General features: G+C 61.0%; 22 protein-coding genes. 16 read left to right on the top strand and 6 right to left on the bottom strand.

From position 1 onward, the window contains the following. The first annotated feature begins 2 nt into the window (after positions 1 to 2). Together GH769_RS23855 and rnk are read left to right on the top strand one after the other, a co-directional pair. The gene (locus GH769_RS23855; RefSeq protein ID WP_032873896.1) at positions 3 to 221 is read left to right on the top strand and encodes a DUF1289 domain-containing protein; all 219 of its coding nucleotides are present in this window, start codon (positions 3 to 5) and stop codon (positions 219 to 221) included. A gap of 131 nt (positions 222 to 352) precedes the next feature. Beyond that, positions 353 to 766 carry a nucleoside diphosphate kinase regulator gene (rnk, locus tag GH769_RS23850; RefSeq protein ID WP_014720453.1) on the top strand — a complete coding sequence of 138 codons (414 nt, stop codon included), beginning with the start codon at positions 353 to 355 and terminating at the stop codon, positions 764 to 766. Here the strand turns inward: rnk and GH769_RS23845 are convergent. The 3 genes from GH769_RS23845 to GH769_RS23835 all read right to left on the bottom strand — a co-directional run bounded on the left by GH769_RS23845 (position 763) and on the right by GH769_RS23835 (position 4405). Then, complete coding sequence (locus tag GH769_RS23845) at positions 763 to 3603, bottom strand: class I adenylate cyclase (RefSeq protein WP_032901903.1); 2841 nt, start codon at positions 3601 to 3603, stop codon at positions 763 to 765. The genes rnk and GH769_RS23845 overlap by 4 nt on opposite strands. Positions 3604 to 3770: 167 nt before the next feature. Continuing rightward, a complete protein-coding gene (locus GH769_RS23840) occupies positions 3771 to 4025 on the bottom strand; it encodes a TIGR02647 family protein (RefSeq protein WP_014720451.1) in 255 nt (84 codons plus the stop codon). Positions 4026 to 4120: 95 nt separating this feature from the next. After that, a complete protein-coding gene (locus GH769_RS23835) occupies positions 4121 to 4405 on the bottom strand; it encodes a hypothetical protein (RefSeq protein ID WP_014720450.1) in 285 nt (94 codons plus the stop codon). A gap of 126 nt (positions 4406 to 4531) precedes the next feature. On the opposite strand from GH769_RS23835, the gene GH769_RS23830 reads away from it, so the two are divergent. Then, the gene (locus tag GH769_RS23830; RefSeq protein WP_014720449.1) at positions 4532 to 5191 is read left to right on the top strand and encodes a glutathione S-transferase family protein; all 660 of its coding nucleotides are present in this window, start codon (positions 4532 to 4534) and stop codon (positions 5189 to 5191) included. 96 nt (positions 5192 to 5287) lie between these two features. Here GH769_RS23830 and argH read toward each other — a convergent pair whose 3' ends face one another. Next, positions 5288 to 6682, bottom strand: a complete 1395-nt coding sequence (argH, locus tag GH769_RS23825; protein WP_032901897.1) for an argininosuccinate lyase — start codon at positions 6680 to 6682, stop codon at positions 5288 to 5290. Positions 6683 to 7183: 501 nt separating this feature from the next. Between argH and GH769_RS23820 the strand changes: the two genes are divergently transcribed. The 7 genes from GH769_RS23820 to GH769_RS23795 all read left to right on the top strand — a co-directional run bounded on the left by GH769_RS23820 (position 7184) and on the right by GH769_RS23795 (position 13572). Then, positions 7184 to 7930, top strand: a complete 747-nt coding sequence (locus GH769_RS23820; RefSeq protein WP_003195394.1) for a LytTR family DNA-binding domain-containing protein — start codon at positions 7184 to 7186, stop codon at positions 7928 to 7930. A 138-nt stretch (positions 7931 to 8068) separates the two neighbouring features. Next, the gene (hemC, locus tag GH769_RS23815) at positions 8069 to 9010 is read left to right on the top strand and encodes a hydroxymethylbilane synthase (protein WP_019819816.1); all 942 of its coding nucleotides are present in this window, start codon (positions 8069 to 8071) and stop codon (positions 9008 to 9010) included. Continuing rightward, a complete protein-coding gene (locus tag GH769_RS29230; protein WP_014720446.1) occupies positions 9007 to 9765 on the top strand; it encodes a uroporphyrinogen-III synthase in 759 nt (252 codons plus the stop codon). The genes hemC and GH769_RS29230 overlap by 4 nt, the downstream gene beginning before the upstream one ends. Positions 9766 to 9783: 18 nt before the next feature. Continuing rightward, positions 9784 to 10899, top strand: coding sequence for a uroporphyrinogen-III C-methyltransferase (locus GH769_RS29225; protein ID WP_014720445.1), 1116 nt, complete (start codon positions 9784 to 9786; stop codon positions 10897 to 10899). 5 nt (positions 10900 to 10904) lie between these two features. Further along, positions 10905 to 12146: a heme biosynthesis protein HemY gene (locus GH769_RS23805; RefSeq protein ID WP_032901898.1), complete on the top strand. Its 1242-nt coding sequence runs from the start codon at positions 10905 to 10907 to the stop codon at positions 12144 to 12146. 236 nt (positions 12147 to 12382) lie between these two features. After that, positions 12383 to 12904 carry a disulfide bond formation protein B gene (locus GH769_RS23800; protein ID WP_032901899.1) on the top strand — a complete coding sequence of 174 codons (522 nt, stop codon included), beginning with the start codon at positions 12383 to 12385 and terminating at the stop codon, positions 12902 to 12904. 209 nt (positions 12905 to 13113) lie between these two features. After that, complete coding sequence (locus GH769_RS23795) at positions 13114 to 13572, top strand: Rsd/AlgQ family anti-sigma factor (RefSeq protein WP_014720442.1); 459 nt, start codon at positions 13114 to 13116, stop codon at positions 13570 to 13572. Between the two features lie 56 nt (positions 13573 to 13628). On the opposite strand, the gene GH769_RS23790 is transcribed toward GH769_RS23795, so the two are convergent. Beyond that, complete coding sequence (locus tag GH769_RS23790) at positions 13629 to 14306, bottom strand: FKBP-type peptidyl-prolyl cis-trans isomerase (RefSeq protein WP_032901900.1); 678 nt, start codon at positions 14304 to 14306, stop codon at positions 13629 to 13631. A 192-nt stretch (positions 14307 to 14498) separates the two neighbouring features. Here GH769_RS23790 and GH769_RS23785 point away from each other — a divergent pair, with 192 nt between their 5' ends. Beyond that, positions 14499 to 15701, top strand: a complete 1203-nt coding sequence (locus tag GH769_RS23785; protein ID WP_153649898.1) for an AlgP family protein — start codon at positions 14499 to 14501, stop codon at positions 15699 to 15701. Here the strand turns inward: GH769_RS23785 and GH769_RS23780 are convergent. Continuing rightward, on the bottom strand, positions 15698 to 16162 hold the full coding sequence (locus GH769_RS23780; protein ID WP_019819821.1) for a TIGR02444 family protein: 465 nt from the start codon (positions 16160 to 16162) through the stop codon (positions 15698 to 15700). The two genes, GH769_RS23785 and GH769_RS23780, sit on opposite strands and share 4 nt — an antisense overlap. A 50-nt stretch (positions 16163 to 16212) precedes the next feature. On the opposite strand from GH769_RS23780, the gene abc-f reads away from it, so the two are divergent. The 5 genes from abc-f (at position 16213) to GH769_RS23755 (ending at position 21971) form a co-directional block, all read left to right on the top strand. Next, the gene (abc-f, locus tag GH769_RS23775) at positions 16213 to 18123 is read left to right on the top strand and encodes a ribosomal protection-like ABC-F family protein (protein ID WP_014720438.1); all 1911 of its coding nucleotides are present in this window, start codon (positions 16213 to 16215) and stop codon (positions 18121 to 18123) included. Beyond that, the gene (locus GH769_RS23770; protein WP_003195372.1) at positions 18123 to 18689 is read left to right on the top strand and encodes a mechanosensitive ion channel family protein; all 567 of its coding nucleotides are present in this window, start codon (positions 18123 to 18125) and stop codon (positions 18687 to 18689) included. The genes abc-f and GH769_RS23770 overlap by 1 nt, the downstream gene beginning before the upstream one ends. Before the next feature lie 96 nt (positions 18690 to 18785). Then, a complete protein-coding gene (locus GH769_RS23765) occupies positions 18786 to 19418 on the top strand; it encodes a LysE family transporter (RefSeq protein WP_153649897.1) in 633 nt (210 codons plus the stop codon). Between the two features lie 200 nt (positions 19419 to 19618). After that, positions 19619 to 21514, top strand: a complete 1896-nt coding sequence (locus tag GH769_RS23760; protein ID WP_014720437.1) for an FTR1 family protein — start codon at positions 19619 to 19621, stop codon at positions 21512 to 21514. 1 nt (position 21515) lies between these two features. Then, the gene (locus GH769_RS23755) at positions 21516 to 21971 is read left to right on the top strand and encodes a YaiI/YqxD family protein (RefSeq protein ID WP_032902238.1); all 456 of its coding nucleotides are present in this window, start codon (positions 21516 to 21518) and stop codon (positions 21969 to 21971) included. Positions 21972 to 21988 lie beyond the last annotated feature (17 nt).

Raw genomic sequence — 21988 nt, 5'->3', positions numbered from 1 at the left:
TGGTGAGTGAGCCTGCAACCGTACGCCCGCCCAAGCCGCTGTTTAGCAATGTCAGCCCGGCAGTGCCGTCACCTTGTATCAGTTTGTGTCGCCTGGACGAGCAGAAAGTCTGCCTGGGCTGCTTCCGCCACGTGGAAGACATCCGGGAATGGCGCTCTGCCGACGATGCGCGGCGCCGGGTGATCTGCGCCGAGGCTGAACAGCGCAAGGCGAGCGCCTGACGGCGTCTTGTTTATTTGTGTCGCTGTGGTAGTGTCCGGATACACCTCCATTCATCGAGGTCCGTGAGAACCCCGCCTTTTCCTGGCGGGGTTTTGCTTTTTTGTGCAGAAAAAAGGAGTCTGCCTGAATCATGACCACCGCACCGTCCATCATTCTTACCCGTCTTGACGTGCAGCGTCTGGAGCAACTGATCGACCGCTTGGGCGACGAGTTTCCCGGCGCCCGAGCGTTGCAAGCCGAACTCGACCGCGCCGAAGACGTGGTTGGTCACGATGAAGTGCCTGCGGGTGTCGTGACCATGAACTCCAGCGTGCATTGCCGTGAGCAAAGCAGCGGCAAGGACTATCACCTGACGCTGGTCTACCCCAAGCACGCGAACGCCGACGAAGGCAAGATTTCGATCATGGCACCCGTGGGCAGCGCATTGCTCGGCCTGCAAGTGGGCCAGCACATCGACTGGCCGGCGCCAGGCGGCAAGACCTTGAAGCTGGAATTGCTCAGCGTCGAAGGCCAGCCCAAAGATGGTGGCGCCTTCCCGCTCTAAACCTGATTCAAGGCCGCATTGAGTGACTGTTCCAGTTCGGCTTTATAGCGCAGGTACAGATTGCTTGGGCTTTGCACATCACCGAGCAGTCCCGACAGATCCAGATCAGTGATATAGCAGCGGTAACGCTCGGTTTCCCGACGTTGCCCGACGATCTCCCGGGCGACCACCGTAAACAGCTGGTCGCCAAATTCCAGTTCGGAAAACTCCCGCTGATTGCAGTACAGGGTGATCCCTACGTGGCCTGGCGTGCCTTTGCCGATAATGGCCTGCACGTCATAAAACGCCTTGTTGGCCGGGTCTTGCGGGGCCGGCCTTGGCTCAACGCCCCGCGCACGGCCGCTGCCCGATGGCAACAGTTGGTAATACAGGATCTGTATCTCGCCCGCGGGTTGCTGGGTGTCCAGGGACGATAGTGCTTCGCGGCGATACAGGATCGATTGCAAAAAGCGCTGCAACGGCGCCAACAGGCTTTGCTCATCATGAAATGGCAAGCGCTGTTGCCAGAGCGCGTTGAATTCGTCGAGCACGTAGACGTCGGCGAAGCCTTCATTGACGCGGTAGAACACCTGCACACACTCGGCTTGGCCCATGGGCAGCAGCAGCGCCAGGTCGTGGTCTTCCAAGGCCATGGCGTCCAGGTGCCACGGGCTATAGCTGACCAGCTCCTCGCTGAGGTAGGCGATCAGCGCGTCCTGGGTCGGCAGTGACACATGGGTGGCCTGGCCCGGTACCAGTTCCATGACGTGATAATGCTGCTGCACCTGGAGCAGGTAGCGATGATTGCCCTGGCCGAGCAGCAGATGCTGCGCGGTGTCGAATACCTCTTCCACCCGCTGGGCAATGAACTGTGCCCGGTTGTGGCAAAAACAACGCACTCGCAGGCGTGGCAGATGGTTCGAGGGCAGTTGGTTGAGGTAGTCGCGCAGGCAGTCGAGCAGGGCGTGGGGGCCGTCATAGCGGCTGACCATCACTTCGTTCCAGCTGTTGAGCGTGACCTGGTCCAGGGTCAGCACCAGATTGTCGCGCACGCCGGCATAGCTCAGGGAGTCGGTGCGCTCTGTGGTCATCAGGATATTCAGGTCGCGATGATGTTTGAGCGGGTCAACCCCAACGTTGATCAACAGCAGCACCTCTTCCGGCACTGCCGGGCGCAGCAAGCGGCTCTCATCGACACTGGACAGGGGCAGGGCGATGGTCTGTTGCAGGCTGCCCAATAGGTTGAACAGCTCGAACTCGGTCATGTCGCTGGTGCCGGGGTGCAGCGCCAGGCGGGTGCTGCTGTCGATCACGCCGTTGCGATGGCACCAGGTGAGCATTTCCAGCAGGTCGCGGCTGCGTTTGATCGGGGCGAAGTGTTCCCACTCCAGAGCGGTAAGGTTGCCGTTATACAGGCCCCAATGGTGCTGGCCCGGCTCCTTGCGGTTGGGCGACTGCACCAGGGTCAAAGTGTCTTCGGCCAGGTCCGGGGCGATGCCGGGGTTGATGAACTCGACCTTGCCGGCCTTGCGCTCGAACGCCGCATACAAGCGGCGGCCCAGTACATTGAGTTCGCGTTTATTGACCGCGCTGGCGGTGTGTTCGCTGCGGGTGAACTGGGTGAGGAAGCGGTAGCTGTAGTTCAACTCATTGACCAGAGCACGGCGCTCGGAGGCGACCTGGCGCACTTTCCATTGGCTGCGGCTGTCCAGCAGGGCCAGTTGGCGCGTGTCCCAGCCCCACTCATGCGCCAGGCGTTCCAGCAGCTGCCGTTGCCAACCGGCGGTGCGCTGGCCGGCGCTGAGCTTGCGGTTGACCTTCAGGTACAGGCTGCGGCGCACCAGTTCCAGGCGCTCCAGCTCGTTGCGGGCCTTGAGGTATTCCTCGATGCGGCGGTAGACCATGATGTACGGGTCCAGCTCATCCAGGTCTACCTGATGGCTGAACACCGCCTGTTTGAAGCGCAGGCTCAGGCATTGCACCTTCGGGTGTTCGCTGGCGTAGACCTCGGTCAGCAGCAGCTTGAGCACCGATTTATAGGGCGACTCGATGCCCTTGAACAGTTGCCACAGCCCGGCGCCAATAAACTCCCCCGGAGGAATATGAGCCAGATGGCCGAGGTCGAGGGTTTCATCGACGCGGATAAAACGCTTGGACACCAGGGCGTGAGTAAATTCGGCGTAGCGGTTTTCTTCGTAGACCGGCACCAGCCACCAGATGGGCGTGCGCCCGGCCAGCCAGATCGCGGTGCGATAGAACTCATCCAGCAGCAGGTAGTGCTGGGTGGTGCCGCAGTCGTCGGAACTCAGTGGAGTATCGCGATCACCCAACACAAAGCGCGTCGGGTCGATCAGGAAGAAATGCGCCTCGGCACCCATGCTCAAGGCCCAGGTTTCCAGCAGTTGGCACTTTTTGCGCAGCTCGGCCAGCTCGGTCTCGCTCAGGTCGGGAGCGTGGCATACCCACACGTCCATATCGCTTTGATCGGCCTGCGCCAGCGTGCCAAGGCTGCCCATCAGGAACAAACCGTGGATCGGCGTAGGCGGGTTGCCATGGCGCGGTTTATAGGAGAACGAGCGGGTCAGGCGTTGGGCATCGGCCAAGGCCTGGGCGTCCGGTTCGAAATTCGACAGGCCAGCCGGTGTGTTACTGGAGACATAGCCCGGCAACAGCGGATGATTGACGTGGAAAAACAGCGGCAACAAAGCCAGCACGCTTTGCTGGCGTGGCGTCAGCCCCTCGACGGCCCGGGCCATGCGGCCTTGATTGAGGGTCATGAAACGCGCGCGCAGTTGGGTCAGCACCTTACGGTCGATGCCTTCGTCCAGATCGGGGCGGATTTCATGGGTGCGGGTCATGTCGAACTCGGTGGCTCGCAGCCCGACGCGGGCGGCCATGCAGGAGTTTACAGACAGTAGCGTAGGAGTTTTAGAGGGAAGTGGCTTTTTGGCGTCAGAATTTCGTATGCCGCGCAGCAACACCCGCGGAATCCGCAGGCGGCGGACTCCATGGGCGGTATCAAGTATCAGGCGGCTTCTTTGGTGTTGGCAGTGGTCAGGATGGTCAGCAGGGTTTGGGCTTGCTCGGCAGCGTCCCGGCCAAGGCTCGTCAGGTAGCCCCCGTCCGGTTGGTCAATCAGCCCTTTGGCATGGAGGCGCTTGGCAGCGGCGATGGCAGTAGGGGCGGCAGTCTGATGGACTTTCAAGCCTTCCTTGGTGCTGTCCAAGGGGAAGAGTACAAGGATTTCCAGTTCGGCAACCAACTCAGGGGTATACGACATAAGGACTCCAGACTTTCTAAAATTTATTAGAGGCTAGCAGGCCATAAGGTGAACGCACTTTGCCGAACTGTCCAGCGTGTTGCTGCGTGCCGGGGTTATTCCTTTTCCGGCGGCAGCTCGGGCAGTGCCCGCAGTGCCGTTTCATACCACTCGGTATTGAAGGCGCGGTCATCTTCGAGCATGGCGTCGATCTCGAACGCCAGCACGTGAGCCATCAGATTCAGGATATCTTCGCGCTCGTAACCCACCAGGGTCAGTTTGTTGAACGTAGCCTTGGCCGCTGGCGGGTTATCGCTCTCGATCTGGTTCTCGATGGCTTCGATCAGCGTGGTCTCGGTGAATTCTTCTTCGTCGTTGTCGATATCGGTCGGCTCGCTCATGGCAGGCTCCTCAAGGAAAGGGCGTCAGTCTACCCCCATTCAGGTGGGTGATGCTGCTGGTCAGGGTGCCCTCGAGGATCTATAACTCTTGCAGCCAACCCCCACACCCGGCCTGGAGGCTTTGCGATGCTCAAGCTTTACGGATTTTCGGTCAGCAACTACTACAACATGGTCAAGCTGGCGCTATTGGAGAAAGGACTGCCCTTCGAAGAGGTGCCTTTTTATGCTGGGCAAACTCCCGAAGCCTTGGCGGTAAGCCCCCGCGGCAAAGTGCCGGTGCTGGGTGTGAAGCAGGGGTTCATCAACGAAACCAGCGTCATTCTCGAATACCTCGAACAGACCCAGGAAGGTCCGGCGCTGTTGCCCGCCGACCCGTTTGCGCGGGCTCAGGTGCTGGCGCTGTGCCGTGAGATCGAGCTGTACATCGAACTGCCTGCGCGGGCGTGTTTCGCCGAGGCTTTTTTCGGCATGGCGGTGCCGGAGGCGATCAAGGAGAAGTCCAGGGCCGAGCTGCTGCTTGGAGTAGGTACCTTAGGCCGGCACGGGAAGTTCGCGCCTTATGTGGCGGGGGAGAGCTTCACCCTTGCGGACCTGTATTTCATGTACAGCCTGAACCTGGCCTGCGGTGTGGGCGAGAAGCTGTTTGGGCTGGACCTGCTGGAGCCGTTGCCGAAGGCGAAAGCCTTGTTGGCGCGCCTGAATGGGATGCCCAATGCGCAGAAGGTAGAGGCGGACAGGCAGGCGGCGATGCCGGCATTCATGGCGATGATTGCGGCCAAGAAATAACCAATGTGGGAGGGGGCTTGCTCCCGAAGGCGGTGGGTCAGCTAAGATTTTCTTGTCTGATACACCGTCTTCGGGAGCAAGCCCCCTCCCACAATTTTAGCGGCTGGCGAGCAATTGCTGGCCGCGCGCGACCGCCGCCTTGACCTGTGCCGGCGCAGTGCCGCCCACATGATTACGGGCATTCACCGAGCCTTCCAGGGTCAGCACGGCAAACACATCCTGCTCGATCTGGTCGCTGAACTGGCGCAGTTCTTCCAGGCTCATTTCCGCCAAGTCCTTGCCGGTGTCCACACCGTACTTCACGGCGTGGCCGACAATTTCGTGGCAGTCACGGAACGGCAGGCCCCGGCGCACCAGGTAGTCCGCCAGGTCGGTCGCGGTAGAGAACCCGCGCAGGGCCGCTTCACGCATGATCGTATGCTTGGGCTTGATCGCCGGAATCATGTCGGCAAAGGCACGCAACGAGTCGCGCAGGGTATCGGCGGCGTCGAAGAGCGGTTCCTTGTCTTCCTGGTTGTCCTTGTTGTAGGCCAATGGTTGGCCTTTCATCAGGGTCAGCAGGCCCATCAGTGCACCAAATACACGGCCGCTCTTGCCACGCACCAACTCTGGCACGTCGGGGTTTTTCTTTTGCGGCATGATCGAGCTGCCGGTGCAGAAGCGGTCCGGCAGGTCTATGAACTGGAATTGCGCGCTGGTCCATAGCACCAGCTCTTCGGAGAAGCGCGACAGATGCATCATCGCGATGCTGGCGGCGGCGCAGAATTCGATGGCGAAGTCCCGGTCCGACACGCCGTCCAGGGAGTTGCCGCCCACGGCGTCAAAGCCCAGCAACTGTGCGGTGTACTCACGGTCAATCGGGTAAGTGGTGCCGGCCAGTGCAGCGCTGCCCAGCGGCATGCGGTTGGCACGCTTGCGGCAATCGACCAGGCGCTCGTAGTCGCGGCTGAGCATTTCGAACCAGGCCAGCAGGTGGTGGCCGAAGGTCACAGGCTGTGCGGTCTGCAGGTGAGTGAAGCCGGGCATGATGGTGTCCGATTCACGCTCGGCCTGCTCCAGCAAACCTTTTTGCAGGCGGGTGATTTCGCCCAGGATCAGGTCGATCTCATCGCGCAGCCACAGGCGGATATCGGTGGCGACCTGATCGTTACGGCTGCGACCGGTGTGCAATTTTTTGCCGGTCACGCCGATGCGATCGGTCAGGCGTGCCTCGATGTTCATGTGCACGTCTTCCAGGTCGACGCGCCAGTCGAACGTCCCTGCCTCGATCTCACCGCGGATGGTGGTCAGGCCGTCGATGATGCTGTCACGCTCGGCGTCGGTCAGCACGCCGACCTTGGCCAGCATCGTGGCGTGGGCGATGGAGCCCATGATGTCGTGGCGGTACAGGCGTTGATCGAAGGTGACGGAGGCGGTGAAGCGCGCGACGAAGGCGTCGACGGGTTCACTGAAGCGGCCGCCCCAGGACTGGTTGGTCTTGTCGGTGCTCATGGATTCGCTCGTGATCTGCTTAAAAGAGGCATGAAGGTGTGCCGGCGATCATAACAGGGTTGCCCGTGGAGGCGGTGCTGCGGGTGATCGGCAATTTTATTTGTGTAAGAGATGGCTAAGTGCCTTGCCGCCGACCGCATCCGGGACGAGACTGGGGGCAGGTACTTATTGAAACGATATTTGACGATTGAGCAATGTCGCCTCAGTGAGCGTCTACAGTTGGACTGATAGTGTGTGAATGCACCAAAGTCGGGTGATGCGGTCATAACCAGACTATCCATTAAACAGGGGGGTATTCGGATTGTTTATCAGTGAACCCTACGACGATGCCCGAAGGCAGCGGGTCTTGGGCGCTATTGAACAGGTCCGGGTAAATTTGGGTGCCATTCTCAGGGCACTTTTTGCCGCTCGCGCTAGTCTTAGCGTGGATCGCTGTGACGTCAGTCACCGCACCTGTCTACGCTATCCTTGTGCGAGACTCACGCAGGAATCCAGCGCAATATGAATGTCCTGATCGTTGATGACGAACCCCAAGCCCGCGAGCGACTGAGCCGTCTGGTCAGTGAACTCGAGGGTTATACAGTCCTTGAACCGAGCGCCACCAGCGGCGAAGAGGCGTTGACGCTGATCGACAGCCACAAGCCGGATGTAGTGCTGCTCGATATCCGCATGCCGGGCTTTGATGGCCTGCAGGTCGCCGCCCGCTTGAGCGAACGCGAATCGCCGCCCGCCGTGGTGTTGTGTGCGGCGCAGGATGAGTTTTCTGCACAAGCGCTGGAAGACAGCGGTGTCAGTTTTCTCGTCAAGCCGGCCACTGCCGAAGCCTTGCTCAAAGCCTTGAAAAAAGCCGAGCGTCCCAGCCGCGCCCAACTGGCTGCCTTGACGCAACCGGCTGCGCAAAGTGGTAACGGGCCACGCAGCCATATCAGCGCACGTACCCGCAAGGGCATCGAGCTGATCCCACTCGGCCAGGTGGTTTACTTTATTGCCGATCACAAATACGTGACCTTGCGCCACGAGACCGGTGAAGTGTTGCTTGATGAACCGCTCAAGGCGCTTGAAGACGAGTTTGGCGAGCGTTTCGTGCGCATTCATCGCAACGCGCTGGTCGCCCGTGAACGCATCGAGCGCCTGCAGCGCACGCCCCTGGGGCACTTTCAGCTATTCCTGAAGGGGCTCAATGGCGATGCGTTGATCGTCAGCCGACGCCATGTCGCTGGCGTGCGCAAGATGATGCAGCAGCTTTAGCCCAAGGGTTGCGGCGCGGTCTGCATTCCTTATCCCGGTGCGACGTGGCCAGGGAGGCCCCGCACTTGCTGATTCAAATCAAAGCGTATTTGCCTGAGCTGTTATTATCCGCCGTATCTATTCAGTACGGATTGATCCATGTCCTCTCGCGAAATCCGCATCGCCACCCGTAAAAGCGCCTTGGCCTTGTGGCAGGCCGAATACGTCAAAGCACGCCTTGAACAGGCCCATCCCGGCCTCAAGGTCTCCCTGGTGCCCATGGTCAGTCGCGGCGACAAGCTGCTGGACTCGCCATTGTCGAAAATCGGCGGCAAGGGCCTGTTCGTCAAGGAGTTGGAAACTGCGCTGCTGGACAACGAAGCCGACATCGCCGTGCATTCGATGAAAGACGTGCCCATGGACTTCCCTGAAGGCCTGGGCCTTTTTTGTATCTGCGAGCGCGAAGACCCGCGCGACGCCTTCGTTTCCAACACCTTCGCGTCCCTGGACGAATTGCCGCTGGGCAGTATCGTTGGCACCTCCAGCCTGCGTCGCCAGGCCCAGTTGCTGACGCGGCGTCCCGACCTGCAGATCCGCTTTTTGCGTGGCAACGTCAACACGCGCCTGGCCAAGCTCGACGCCGGCGAATACGACGCGATCATCCTCGCCGCTGCCGGCTTGATCCGCCTGGGCTTTGAAGACCGCATCACCTCGGCCATCAGCGTCGAAGACAGCCTGCCCGCTGGCGGGCAGGGCGCAGTCGGAATCGAATGCCGCACCGCCGACAGCGAAATTCATGCGCTGCTAAAACCTCTCGATCACGCAGACACCGAAGTGCGCGTCACCGCCGAGCGTGCCTTGAACAAACACCTCAACGGTGGCTGCCAGGTGCCCATCGCCTGCTATGCCGTACTCGAGGGTGAGAACCTGTGGCTGCGTGGCCTGGTTGGTGATCCGGACGGCGGTAACCTGCTGACCGCCGAGGTACGTGGGCCGCAACGTGATGCCACGGCCTTGGGGATTCAGGTCGCCGAAGCGTTGCTGGAAAAAGGCGCGGGTACCATTTTGCAAAAAGTCTATGGCGAGGCCGGCCCGCAGTGACCGACTGGCGAGTGCTGCTGACGCGGCCTGCCGAGGAGTCGACGGCCCTGGCGGCGTTATTAGCCCAGAGCGGTATTCACAGCAACTGCCTGCCTTTGCTGGAGACTGAAGCCTTGCCGGTGACCGCAGAGCAACACGCGGTGTTCGGCGCGCTGCCGCGCTATCGCGCCGTCATCGTGGTGAGCAAGCCGGCTGCGCGCCTGGCGTTGCTGCGGTTGGGGGGCAGTGTGCCGCCAATGCCCTGGTTCAGTGTCGGCGCGGCCACGGCCCAGATATTGGCCGATCATGGCCTCAACGTTCACTTTCCCGCCACGGGCGATGACAGCGAGGCCTTGCTTGAACTGCCCGCCTTGCGCGAGGCTATTGCAGCGCCGGGTGCCCGGGTGTTGATCCTGCGCGGCGAGGGCGGGCGTGAGTTGCTGGCAGAGCGTTTACGCGAGCAAGGTGCTAGTGTCGATTACCTGGAATTGTATCGGCGTTTTCTTCCGGTGTATGAGAAGGGCGCGTTGATGCAACGCATCCAGTTGGAACGCTTGAACGGCCTGGTGGTCAGCAGTGGGCAGGGTTTTTTACACCTGCACGCGTTAGCCGGCCCCGATTGGCCAGAGGTGGCACAGCTGCCGTTGTTCGTGCCCAGCCCGCGTGTATATGAAATGGCGCGGGCCGCGGGTGCAGAAAAAGTTGTGGATTGTCGCGGCGCGAGTGCCGCGGCTTTGTTAGTGGCGTTAGGGAGCTATCCCGTTCCCACTCTCTGATACGCAAAGGACGGATACGTGAGCGAAACAGCCTTGCCTAAAGATGAAGCTCAGCCCGCGCTTGATGCGCCGGTCGAGACACCGGTCAGCGCGCCACGCCGTGGCAATGGCCTGGCAGTCGTCGCCTTGCTGTTGGGCGCTGCGGGCGTAGCCGCCGGCGGCTGGGGGATCTGGCAGGTCCGTGCCCTGCAAGCCAGCAGCCAGCACCAACTGGGCCAGGTGCAGACCCTGGATGACCAGTCCCAGAGCCTCAAGCAAGGCCAGCAACAGCTGGCCGCCCGCCTGGCGCAGTTGCCGGGTGCGGATGAGCTGGAAGAGCGTCGCCGCCTGGTCACTCAGTTGCAGGGTGATCAGCAGCGTCTCAACCAGCGTCTGGAAACCGTGTTGGGTGCCAGCCGCAAGGACTGGCGCCTGGCAGAGGCCGAGCATCTGATCCGTCTGGCCAGCTTGCGTTTGTCCGCCTTGCAAGACATCAACAGCGCCCAGTCGCTGGTGCAGGGGGCCGACGAAATTCTTCGCGAGCAAAGCGACCCAGGGGCTTTCGCTGCACGGGAGCAATTGGCCAAGAGCCTGGCCGCGCTGCGCAGCACCGAGCAACCGGACCGTACCGGCCTGTACCTGCAATTGGCTGCCTTGCGTGACCAGGTGGTGCAACTGGCGGCGATTGCCCCGGAGTATCAGCTCACGGAGCCTGCTTCCCAGGGGCGTCCCACCAGCGATACGCAGAACCAGTTGAGCCAGTGGTGGGAGCAGATCTCCCGTTATTTCCGCATCGACTTCAACCCGGATGACAACATCCGTCCCTTGTTGGCAGGCCAAGGCCTGAACCAAGTGCGGCTGGCCTTGAGCCTGGCGCTGGAGCAAGCCCAATGGGCTGCGCTTAACGGCGAGGCGGCGGTGTACAGCCGCTCGTTGGGAGAAGCGCGCAGCGTATTGCAGGACAACTTCAACCAGGACAACCCGCAGAGCAAGGCGATGCTGGCGCGTATTGCCGAGCTTGAGCCCAAGGCGGTGTCGGTGGTCACGCCTGACCTGGCTGCGAGCCTGGCTGCTGTGCAGGCGTACCTTGAACGCCGTCATCAGTCTGCCGACGAAGCCAAGGCTTCGGCTGGCAAACCGGCGACCCAGGAGTAGAGCTGATGAAGCGTTTCTATGTGATCCTGGTGCTCGCGATTGCGCTCGCGCTGGCCCTGGGTGTGGGCATTTCGAAACACACCGGCTACGTGTTGATTACTTATCCTCACCTGCTGCATTACGAATCAAGCCTGTGGGCGACATTGGTGGCGGTGTTCGCCATTGGCCTGGCGATTTACCTGATCCGCGTGTTATGGAGCCTGGTCAGCACATCCGGTGGCGTGGTCAACCCCTGGTCACGACGCAACCGCAGCCGTCGTGTGCAGATCGCTATCGAGCAAGGCCAGATGGACCTCGCCGAGGGCCGCTGGGCCAGCGCCGAACGCCACCTGCACCGCGCCGCCGAAGCAGAGCGCCAACCCCTGCTGTATTACATCGGTGCCGCCCGTGCGGCCAATGAACAGGGCCGTTATGAGGAATCCGACGGCTTGCTGGAGCGTGCGTTGGAACGCCAGCCCCAGGCCGAACTGGCCATTGCACTGAGCCATGCGCAGTTGCAGATGGACCGTGGCGATACGGAAGGCGCACTGGTCACTCTTCAGGCGATGCATGAGCGTCATCCGCATAACGCGCAAGTACTGCGACAGTTGCAACGTCTGCATCAGCAGCGCGGCGATTGGTCGTCTGTGATTCGCCTGCTGCCTGAGCTGCGCAAGGACAAAGTCTTGCCCGCCAATGAGCTGGCCGAGCTGGAGCGTCGCGCCTGGGGCGAGAATCTGAGCCTGGCGGCCCAGCGTGAAGAGCAAGGCGAAGCCGGGTTGCAGTCCTTGGAACGCGCATGGGAGCAACTGACCGCTGCCCAGCGCCAACAGCCACAACTGGTTTTGGCGTATGCCGACCAACTGCGTCGATTGGGCGCGGATGCCAAGGCCGAAGAAGTGCTGCGTGGCGCCCTTAAACGCGGTTATGACAGTCACCTGATCCGGTTGTATGGCCTGCTGCGCGGCAGTGATCCTGCGCGGCAACTGAAGTTTGCCGAAGGCTGGCTCAAGGACCATCCAGGCGATGCCAGCCTGCTGCTGACGCTGGGTCGTCTGTGCCTGCAAAACAGTCTGTGGGGCAAGGCTCGGGATTATCTGGAAAGCAGCCTGCAAGTACAGCGCAATCCCGAAGCCTGCGCCGAATTGGCTCGCCTGCTGGCCCAATTGGGCGATACCGAGCGCAGCAACCAGCTGTTTCAGGAGGGCTTGGGGTTGCTCGACAATCGCCTGCTGTCCTCGCCGCTGCCAGTGCCTGCGCGAGTTTGAAGTAGGAAAGGGTGGATGGGTTGGCTAGGACCGATCTGACACCCAACCCTTCAAACCCTGCAACCCCTCGGCTTAACTGGCTTTGTTACTAATTCCTACTTGTCTTGGCTGATTTTCCTCGGGCCCGTGGCGGGATGTCCTTATGTTTTCGAGGAAAAGTCCGCTCTAGGGCGTATTGAAAGGGGTCGGGCCTTTCCTCTACCGTAGCGACCTATCTCTTGCAGTGCGGATAAACAATGTCTCTGGCCCCTTTACGCTCTTTGTTTTTCCTGGCGTTCATGGCGGGTGCGCTGACGTTGGGCGCGTCTTACTACCTTCAATACGGTGCGCTGCTACGACCTTGTTTTCTATGCCAGGTACAACGCCTGTTCCTCGCCTCTTTTGCCTTGATCAACCTGATTGCCGCGCTTCACAAACCTGGGCGTTCCGGCCTTTGTCTTTATGGGTTGGCGAGCATGGGCTGTGCGTTGCTGGGCGCCATCACCGCAGGCCGGCAAGTCCTGTTGCAGAACAGGCCGGCAAGCCAGGTGGGGGATTGCTGGCCCAGCCTGCAGGACATGCTTGAAAACCTGTCTGTCTGGCAGGCAATGCGCTCGGTGTTCAATGGCACGGTCGATTGCGTTGAAATCAACTGGACGCTGTTTGACTTGAGCCTGCCTGAGTGGAGCCTGCTGTTTTTTGTGGCGATGCTGATCCTGGGGTTCATGCAGGTGTCACGGCTGTTGTTCGGCAGGCATTTGCGCCTCGCAACACATTGAAAACGAGACTCAGGTTGTAGGAGCGGATTAAACACTTGTATGAACATTCTCTCCTGCGTACCTTGAAGCCATAGTCATGCGGGCATAATCTGGCCCGCACGCGTTATCCAAACCGCTTGTCAGACGCGGCCTTGTCCGTCTGCTGCTTCATCCTTGAAGTGTTGCGCAGGTACAGAGCTGCGGCGCCCCAATAGGGAAGAGAGATCATCATGTTGGAAAGTTGTCAGAATGCTCAGGAACGCTGGGGTGGGGTGCACAAGCTGATCGACAGCTGGTTGAAGGCACGTCACGAACTGGTTCGGGCCTTTGATGCTCTCGGCGCCAAGCCCGAAGCGTTGGGCGAGAATCGCAAGCCGTTGCAGGAGTTCTGTGAGGTGTTGGTGGACTACGTGTCTGCCGGCCATTTCGGCGTCTACGAGCAACTGACCAAGGAGGCCGAAGCCTTCGATGATCAGCGTGGCCTGGAGTTGGCTGAGACGCTTTATCCGCGCATCGATGTGATCACTGAAAAGCTGCTGGCGTTCACCGACCTGTGTGATGCCGGGAAATGTGTCGCGGAAAAATTCAAAGAGTTGGGGGCGCTGTTGCATGAGCGTTTCGAGCTGGAAGATTGCTTGATCGAAGTGCTGCACAACGCTCATAAGGAAGAACCCGCCACCCAGGCTTGAACCTGGTGGCGAGGTAAGAAAAACGGTGCGCATGTCGCACCGTTTTTTTTTATGGGTCAGTGGCGAGTGCCGAGTAGTTCGATCTCGAACACCAGCGGCGTATAGGGGGGGATCAACTCACCTGCGCCGTCTGCGCCATAGGCCTGGGCTGAAGGAATCACCAGACGCCATTTCGCACCCACCGGCATCTGCTGTAATGCACTGCTCCAACCGCTGATCACGCTGTTGAGGCGAAACCATTGCGGTTGCGTACTTTTGTCGAAGACAGTTCCATCAGGCAGTCGGCCCACGTATTTAACCTGCACTTCATCGCTGGCCAACGGCTTGTTGCCAGTGCCGGGTGTCAGCTCGGTGAGCAGGATCCCATCGGCCAACTGACGAACGCCGGCTGCGGCTTTTTCCCTTGAGAGAAATTGCTGCTCGGCAGCGAGTGCTTTTTCGCTTTGAGGTCGTTGGGCGTCGGCGGCGTTCTGCGTTTCGTGCTGCGCGAGGATCTGTTCGATGCGCGCGTTATCCAGCGCCAGTGGCTTGCCTTGGTAGGCTTGCTTGAGTCCGTCGAGCAGGGCCTGTATCTGCAGGTCGGGGACTTCCTGGCGCAACCGTTCGCCAAGGCTTGCGCCCAGGCTATAGGCAAGATCGTGCGGGGTTGCGGCGGTGGTGTTTGACGAGGGTTGCTCGCTTGCATCGGCCACGCAGATCGCCAAGCCGAACACTAGAAAAAGGTAACGCGACATGGGCATTCTCCCGGCGAAAGTGCGACGGATTATGCCAGTGCGAGTGCGTAAAAAGTGGCGCGGTTTTCCGTTATATCGATAAGAATTTTCGCACGCTGCAACGCAACGCAAAGGATACTGTCAACATGCCCTAGCGGCGGTAAGAGCAGAGGGCTAGTATGAGCCGCACCCACGTCAGCCAGGAGGTAAACCATGTCGGCCAAACAGAAGCCTGTAAATACCCCGTTGCACTTGCTCCAACAACTTTCGGGCAGCCTGCTCGAACATCTGGAAAGCGCGTGCTCCCAAGCCTTGGCTGATGCAGAAAAGCTGCTCGCCAAACTGGAAAAGCAACGCGGTAAAGCGCAAGAAAAGCTGCACAAATCCCGCACCAAACTGCAAGACGCCGCCACTGCCGGCAAGTCCAAGGCACAAGCCAAAGCCAAAGGCGCGGTCAAAGAACTTGAAGAGCTGCTGGATGCTCTCAAGGATCGCCAAGCCGAAACCCGCAGCTACATTTCCCAACTCAAAAAAGACGCTCAAGAAAGCCTGAAACTGGCCCAAGGTGTTGGCCGTGTGAAGGAAGCCGTAGCTAAAGCACTGGGTGCTCGTACGCCTGCAAAAGTAGCCGCCAAGCCAACTGCTAAAACTGCTGCTGCCAAACCAGCTGCCAAACCAGCTGCCAAGCCAGCCGCTAAAACCGCTGCTGCCAAACCAGTCGCGAAGCCAGCTGCTAAAACTGCTGTCGCCAAACCAGCTGCCAAGCCAGTCGCTAAAACCGCTGCTGCCAAACCAGCCGCGAAGCCAACTGCTAGAACTGCTGCTGCCAAACCAGCTGCCAAGCCAGTCGCTAAAACCGCTGCTGCCAAACCAGCCGCGAAGCCAGCTGCTAAAACTGCTGCTGCCAAACCAGCTGCCAAGCCAGTCGCTAAAACCGCTGCTGCCAAACCAGCCGCGAAGCCAGCTGCTAAAACTGCTGCTGCCAAACCAGCTGCCAAGCCAGTCGCTAAAACCGCTGCTGCCAAACCAGCCGCGAAGCCAGCTGCTAAAACTGCTGCTGCCAAACCAGCTGCCAAGCCAGTCGCTAAAACCGCTGCTGCCAAACCAGCCGCGAAGCCAGCTGCTAAAACTGCTGCTGCCAAACCAGCTGCCAAGCCAGTCGCTAAAACCGCTGCTGCCAAACCAGCCGCGAAGCCAGCCGCTAAAACCGCTGCTGTCAAACCGGCTGCCAAGCCAGCCGCTAAACCTGCGGCTGCTAAACCAGCCGTGAAGCCAGCCGCCAAGCCAGCGCCCGCAAAGCCAGCCGCTCCAGCAGCACCCACTGCCACCCCGGCAGCAGCCACCGCTCCAACTGCATCGGCCAGCAGCACCCCTGCACCGGTAGCGCCAAGCACCACCCCAACCAGCGCTTCCTAAGTGTTGGTGGCCATGACGCGCAATTGCAGCAGCGCGTCGTGGTCAAGGTTGGCGGCTTCGGTCGCCAGGCCTTCAAGCCAGTCTTGCTGATCCACCACCTCATTGATCGGCCATGTCTGCGCCAGCGCTTCCAAGCGCGCCAGCAACGTTCTTTCGGCCTCCAGCTCCAGTGTCTTGATCTGCTCGCGTAGCGATGCCAATTGCGCATCCTGCTGGGCCAAGGCTCGCCATTGCACGCGCACTTGTCGTAGCGGTTCGACTACCTGCACCCGCCACGGATGAGCCATCTGTTGCAGTGCCTGAACGCGTTCGGGCTTGTACGCCACACCTCGTTGCTCCAGCCAAGCACCACACAACAACAGGCACACGTCTGCCCCTTGCTCCTGCAAGCGCAGGCACGCGGCCTCCACGCCTGGGCGGGCATAGGTCGAAAGGGCAAAGCTCCACAGGTCAGCGCACATATTCACACCCAAGCCAGCGGCCAACGAAGCTGGTAGACTCCGCCGCCATTATGATCCGACTTCAAAGCCTAACATTACAGCGTGGCCCGCAACGTCTTCTTGAAGACGCCGAGCTGACCCTGCACGCCGGTCACAAAGCCGGCCTGATCGGTGCCAACGGCGCCGGCAAATCCACGTTGTTCGCCCTGTTGCTGGGGGAGCTGACCCCGGATTCCGGGGACTGCCTGCTGCCTGCCGACTGGCGCATTGCCCATATGCGCCAGGAGATCGACACCCTGGACCGTATCGCCATCGACTACGTGCTCGATGGCGACCTGCGCCTGCGCCAGGTGCAACACGACCTGGCTGAGGCCGAAAAAGCCCAGGACGGTGCCGCCCAGGCGCGCCTGCACTCGGAGCTGGACAGCGCCGACGGCTACACGGCCGACGCTCGCGCTCGCAAGATGCTCGCTGGCCTTGGGTTTACCAACGAACAGATGGACCGCCCGGTCGCCGATTTCTCCGGTGGCTGGCGCATGCGCCTGAACCTGGCTCAAGCGCTGATGTGCCCCTCTGACCTGCTGCTGCTCGACGAACCGACCAACCACTTGGACCTCGATGCGATCCTGTGGCTGGAAGATTTCCTCAAGAGTTACCAGGGCACCTTGCTGCTGATCTCCCACGACCGGGATTTCCTCGACGCCGTGGTCGATAACATCGCCCATGTCGAACAGAAGAAAATCACCCTTTACCGTGGCGGCTATACCGCGTTCGAACGCGCCCGCGCCGAACGCCTGGCCCAGCAGCAACAGGCCTTTGAAAAGCAACAGGCGCAACGTGCGCACATGGAAAGTTACATCGCAAGGTTCAAGGCCCAGGCTACCAAGGCCCGCCAGGCCCAGAGCCGGATCAAGGCCCTGGAACGCATGGAAGAGCTGTCGGCGGCCCACGTCGATTCGCCGTTCGACTTTGTCTTCCGTGAGTCGGTGAAGATCTCCAGCCCGCTGTTGGACCTCTCGGACGCTCGCCTTGGCTATGGCGACAAAACCATCCTGGAGAAGGTCAAGCTGCAGCTCACGCCGGGCGCACGCATCGGTTTGCTCGGCCCGAACGGCGCAGGCAAGTCGACACTGATCAAGAACCTTTCGGGTGAGCTTGAGCCGCTGGCCGGTCGCCTCACTCGTGGCGAGAACACGGTGGTGGGTTACTTCGCCCAGCATCAACTGGACTCGCTGGACGCCAAGGCAAGCCCGTTGTTGCACCTGCAACGCCTGGCGCCGACCGAGCGCGAGCAGACCCTGCGCGACTTCCTTGGCGGTTTCGACTTCCGTGGCGCGCGCATTGACGAACCTGTGCTGAATTTTTCCGGTGGCGAAAAAGCCCGACTGGCCCTGGCCCTGATCGCGTGGGATCGCCCGAACCTGTTGCTGCTCGACGAGCCGACCAACCACTTGGACCTGGAAATGCGCCTGGCGCTGACCATGGCCCTGCAGGAGTTCAGCGGTGCGGTATTGGTGGTGTCTCACGACCGTCACCTGCTCAAGAGCACCACCGACAACTTCCTGCTGGTGGCCGACGGTAAGGTCGAAGAGTTCGATGGCGACCTGGACGACTACGCGCGCTGGCTGACGGAGTACCGCCTGCGCAATGCGCCGGCCAGCAACACGCCGGTCAACCCGGACAAGACCGACAAGAAAGCCCAGCGCCAGGCCGCCGCCGCGCTGCGCCAGCAGTTGGCGCCGCACAAGCGTGAGGCCGACAAGCTGGAAGCCGAACTGGGCAAGGTGCATGAGCGCCTGGCCAAGATCGAAGCCAGCCTGGGCGACAGCGCCGTGTACGAGGCGGCGCGCAAGGACGAGCTGCGTGACCTGCTGGCCGAACAGGCCAAGCTCAAGGTGCGCGAGGGGCAGTTGGAGGAAACCTGGATGGAGGCCCTCGAATTGCTCGAAACCCTGCAAGCGGAGCTGGAGGCGCTGTCCTGATGGAGGCGTTGCAATTACCGGTACCGGTGCAATGGATCGAACCCATCTGGATCGGCGTGCAAATCCTGCTGATCCTGCTGGCTGGCTACCTGGCTCAGCGCTTCGTCGCAAAAGGCCTTACGCGCCTGGGTGAGCGCTACCCGTTCCCGCCGCAATTGCTGATGCCCCTACGGGGCGGCTTGCGCTGGCTGATCATGGGCAGTGCGCTGATCTTTGTGCTGGGCCGCCTGGGTGTGTCTGCCACGGTGTTGTGGACGGCCCTGTCAGGCTTTGTCGCAGTGGCGGCCGTGGCGTTCTTCGCCATGTGGTCGGTGCTGTCCAACCTGCTGTGCGCGATCCTGATCTTCACGGTCGGGCCGTTTCGCCTCGGTGATATCGTCGAGTTGGTGGACACCGTCGACAAACCGGGCGTGAAGGGCCGGGTCGTGGCGATCAACTTGCTCTACACCACGCTGATCGAAGTCGAGGAAGCCGGGACCAACAGCGCGATGGTGCAGGTGCCCAATAGTCTGTTCTTCCAGCGTTCGGTACGCCGTTGGCCCGGCTCTGGCACTAATATCCTGTAGGCGCGAGCAAGCTCGCTCCTACAGAAATCTATAGCCAGCCTTTGGTCGCTGGAGTTAGCTTAAGGCACAACCGCTAACTCCCTTACGAGGTGTGCAATGGCTCTCGATACATGGCTGGCCTTTTTCCTGGCCAGTTGGATCATCTCCCTTTCTCCTGGCGCCGGTGCCATCGCCTCGATGTCCAGCGGCCTGCAATACGGTTTTGTGCGTGGCTACTGGAACGCCATCGGTCTGCAACTGGGCCTGGCGATGCAGATTGCGGTGGTCGCCGGTGGTTTGGGTGCCATTCTGGCGGCCTCGTCTACTGCGTTCTATGCGATCAAATGGTTTGGCGTGGCCTACCTCGTGTATCTGGCCATCAAACAATGGCGTGCCCTGCCCATGGACATGACCGATGACGCCGCCGTGCGCCCGATCGGCAAACCGATGGCGATGATGTTCCGCGGCTTCCTGGTTAACGCCAGCAATCCCAAGGCGCTGGTGTTTATGCTGGCGGTGCTGCCGCAGTTCGTGAACCCGCAGGCGCCGTTGTTGATCCAGTACCTGATCCTCGGTGCCGCTATGATCAGCGTCGATATGATCGTAATGGCGGGCTACACAGGGTTGGCGTCGAAAGTCTTGCGCCTGTTGCGTACGCCCAAACAACAGAAACGCGTAAACCGCACCTTTGCTGGCTTGTTTGTCGGCGCTGCCGGTTTCCTGGCGAGCCTGCATCGCGCCACGGCCTGACCAAGCGACTGGCTCAAAAATGTGGGAGCGGGCTTGCTCGCGAATACGGTATCAGTCAAAGAAAATAGTGACTGAAGCACCGCGTTCGCGAGCAAGCCCGCTCCCACATTGGTTTTAGGGTGATATGAAATAACACCTTGAGTCGAATCCATTAAAGCTCAACAATAGTGTTACTTCGTATTTCCACTTGAGATTCATTCATGACCGCCCCTTTCCGCTTTCTCGCCTGGCTGCTGTTGCCGGCGTTGCTGTCGTGCAGCTTCAATCTGTTGGCCGCGACCGCCGAGGGCGCGCCGCAAGCCCTGCATTTGCTGGACTACATTGGCGCCGACTACCCACCCACGGTGGAGGCGGGCAAGGTGGTGGATGACTCGGAATACCGTGAACAAGTGGAATTTCTCGGGGTGTTGCAGGGGCTGGTGGCGGATTTGCCAGACAAACCCGAGCGCGCCGAGCTGATAAAGGGCGTTGATGAACTGCTGGCCGCGGTCACTGCCCACCAGGATGGCGCAAGCGTTGCCCGCCAGGCCCGCCAATTGGGTGCCAAGCTGGCCGTGGCGTATGAAGTCAGCCAGGCCCCGGCCATCACGCCGGACCCGACGCGCGGCGCGCCGCTCTACGCCCAGCATTGTTCGGTGTGCCACGGCACAGCAGGTGCCGGCGATGGCCCCGCAGGCATGGGCATGACGCCACCACCCGCTAACCTGCGCGATGCCACGCGCCTGGATCGCCTGAGCCTCTACGCGATCTACAACACCCTCGGCCTGGGCGTGGAGGGCACCGACATGCCGTCGTTCGCTGACCAATTGGACGACCGCCAGCGCTGGGACCTGGCAACCTATATCGCCGGCTTCACGGCCGACCCGGCCGCCGCCAAAGGCGAGCAGACATTCAACCTTGCCGACCTGGCCCGCCAGACCCCCAATGAAGTGCTCGCCGCTGACGGCCCTGGCGCTGCCGCGACATTCCGCGCTCAACGTGCCCAACCGCCGCAGGTTCAGCGTGGCCCCGCGCAGTTGCTCGACTACACCGCCGCCACCCTGGACAAGAGCCTCGCGGCCTTCCGCAACGGCGACCATGAGCAGGCTTACGATCTATCCGTCGCGGCCTATCTGGAAGGCTTCGAACTGGTGGAAAGCTCCCTGGATAACGTCGATGCCAATGTGCGCAAAGACACCGAGAAGGCCCTGATGGCCTATCGGCAATCGTTGCAGGACGGCTTGCCTATCGAGCAGGTGCAGCAGCGCTTGGACTTGGCCAAAGGCAAACTCACTGAATCGGCCGGTTTGCTGGGCGGCGATGGCCTGAGCTGGTCGTTGAGCTATATCTCCGGCTTGCTGATCCTGCTGCGCGAAGGCCTGGAAGCGATTCTGGTGCTGGCAGCGATCCTCGCCTTTCTGCGTAACACCGGCCAGCAATCGGCGGTGCGCAGCGTCAACGTCGGCTGGGGCCTGGCGCTGTTGGCAGGCTTGGGTACCTGGGCTTTGGCGGCCTATGTCATTGACGTCAGCGGTGCCCAGCGTGAGTTGCTTGAAGGCTGCACGGCGTTGTTCGCCAGTGTGATGGTGCTGTGGCTCGGCGTGTGGATGCACGACCGGCGTCACGCGGCAGCCTGGCAGGACTACATCAAGAGCAGCCTGGTGGGCGGCGGTGGGCGTTTCGGTTTTGCCGTGCTGGCGTTCTTCTCGGTGTACCGCGAACTGTTCGAAGTCATCCTGTTCTACGAAACCCTGTGGCTGCAAGCCGGCCCTGCCGGGCACAACGCGGTGCTGGCCGGTGGTGCCACGGCGTTGGTGCTGCTGGTGGGCCTGGCCTGGGTGATCCTGCGCGGTTCGGCGAAGTTGCCCCTGGCGCTGTTCTTCGGCATCAACGCCGCGCTGCTGTGTGCGCTGTCGGTGGTGTTTGCCGGGCACGGTGTGAAAGCCTTGCAGGAAGCAGGCATCTTCGGCACGCGGCCGGTGGCGTTCTTTGACTTCGACTGGCTGGGCATCCACGCCGATGCGTACTCGTTGGGGGCGCAGGCCGTGGCGATCCTGGCGATTGTGGTGTTGTATGGCCGTAGCCGCCTGACCGAAAAGCGCCGGGTGGCGGCGTAGCATGCGCGTGTGGATCGACGCCGACGCCTGCCCTCGGGCGGCCAAGGACCAAGTAGTGAAGTTCGCCCTCAAGCGCCAGTTTGAGGTAGTGCTGGTGGCAGGGCAAAGCCAGATCAAGCCTAGCTTTGCCTGTGTGAAGCTGATCGTGGTGCCCAGCGGGCCGGATGCCGCCGATGATTACCTGGTGGAGCACGCCGTGCCCGGCGAACTGGTGATTTGCAGCGACGTGCCCTTGGCCGACCGCTTGGTGAAGAAGGGCGTGACGGCCCTTGACCCGCGTGGCAAGGAATTCAGCCCAGCGAACATGAGCGAGCGGTTGGCGGTGCGTAACCTGTTTACCGACCTGCGCGAGCAAGGCCAGATGGGCGGCGGCCCACCGCCCCACAGCGAAAAGGACAAGCAGGCGTTTGCCAATTCGCTGGACCGAATCCTTACCCGCTTGATGAAACCACTGTAGGAGCGAGCAAGCTCGCT

The sequence above is a fragment of the Pseudomonas sp. CFSAN084952 genome (genome assembly GCF_009648855.1).
Classification (GTDB): Bacteria; Pseudomonadota; Gammaproteobacteria; order Pseudomonadales; family Pseudomonadaceae; genus Aquipseudomonas; species Aquipseudomonas paracarnis.
This window is presented reverse-complemented; position numbering and strand designations above follow the sequence as displayed.

What these genes read in the sequence shown, in the direction of transcription:
- rnk (WP_014720453.1), top strand. Translation starts at nt 353, where the DNA reads ATGACCACCGCACCGTCCATCATTCTTACCCGTCTTGACGTGCAGCGT.
- GH769_RS23845 (WP_032901903.1), bottom strand. Translation starts at nt 3,603, where the DNA reads ATGACCCGCACCCATGAAATCCGCCCCGATCTGGACGAAGGCATCGAC.
- GH769_RS23840 (WP_014720451.1), bottom strand. Translation starts at nt 4,025, where the DNA reads ATGTCGTATACCCCTGAGTTGGTTGCCGAACTGGAAATCCTTGTACTC.
- GH769_RS23835 (WP_014720450.1), bottom strand. Translation starts at nt 4,405, where the DNA reads ATGAGCGAGCCGACCGATATCGACAACGACGAAGAAGAATTCACCGAG.
- GH769_RS23830 (WP_014720449.1), top strand. Translation starts at nt 4,532, where the DNA reads ATGCTCAAGCTTTACGGATTTTCGGTCAGCAACTACTACAACATGGTC.
- argH (WP_032901897.1), bottom strand. Translation starts at nt 6,682, where the DNA reads ATGAGCACCGACAAGACCAACCAGTCCTGGGGCGGCCGCTTCAGTGAA.
- GH769_RS23820 (WP_003195394.1), top strand. Translation starts at nt 7,184, where the DNA reads ATGAATGTCCTGATCGTTGATGACGAACCCCAAGCCCGCGAGCGACTG.
- hemC (WP_019819816.1), top strand. Translation starts at nt 8,069, where the DNA reads ATGTCCTCTCGCGAAATCCGCATCGCCACCCGTAAAAGCGCCTTGGCC.
- GH769_RS23805 (WP_032901898.1), top strand. Translation starts at nt 10,905, where the DNA reads ATGAAGCGTTTCTATGTGATCCTGGTGCTCGCGATTGCGCTCGCGCTG.
- GH769_RS23800 (WP_032901899.1), top strand. Translation starts at nt 12,383, where the DNA reads ATGTCTCTGGCCCCTTTACGCTCTTTGTTTTTCCTGGCGTTCATGGCG.
- GH769_RS23795 (WP_014720442.1), top strand. Translation starts at nt 13,114, where the DNA reads ATGTTGGAAAGTTGTCAGAATGCTCAGGAACGCTGGGGTGGGGTGCAC.
- GH769_RS23790 (WP_032901900.1), bottom strand. Translation starts at nt 14,306, where the DNA reads ATGTCGCGTTACCTTTTTCTAGTGTTCGGCTTGGCGATCTGCGTGGCC.
- GH769_RS23785 (WP_153649898.1), top strand. Translation starts at nt 14,499, where the DNA reads ATGTCGGCCAAACAGAAGCCTGTAAATACCCCGTTGCACTTGCTCCAA.
- GH769_RS23780 (WP_019819821.1), bottom strand. Translation starts at nt 16,162, where the DNA reads ATGTGCGCTGACCTGTGGAGCTTTGCCCTTTCGACCTATGCCCGCCCA.
- abc-f (WP_014720438.1), top strand. Translation starts at nt 16,213, where the DNA reads ATGATCCGACTTCAAAGCCTAACATTACAGCGTGGCCCGCAACGTCTT.
- GH769_RS23770 (WP_003195372.1), top strand. Translation starts at nt 18,123, where the DNA reads ATGGAGGCGTTGCAATTACCGGTACCGGTGCAATGGATCGAACCCATC.
- GH769_RS23765 (WP_153649897.1), top strand. Translation starts at nt 18,786, where the DNA reads ATGGCTCTCGATACATGGCTGGCCTTTTTCCTGGCCAGTTGGATCATC.
- GH769_RS23760 (WP_014720437.1), top strand. Translation starts at nt 19,619, where the DNA reads ATGACCGCCCCTTTCCGCTTTCTCGCCTGGCTGCTGTTGCCGGCGTTG.
- GH769_RS23755 (WP_032902238.1), top strand. Translation starts at nt 21,516, where the DNA reads ATGCGCGTGTGGATCGACGCCGACGCCTGCCCTCGGGCGGCCAAGGAC.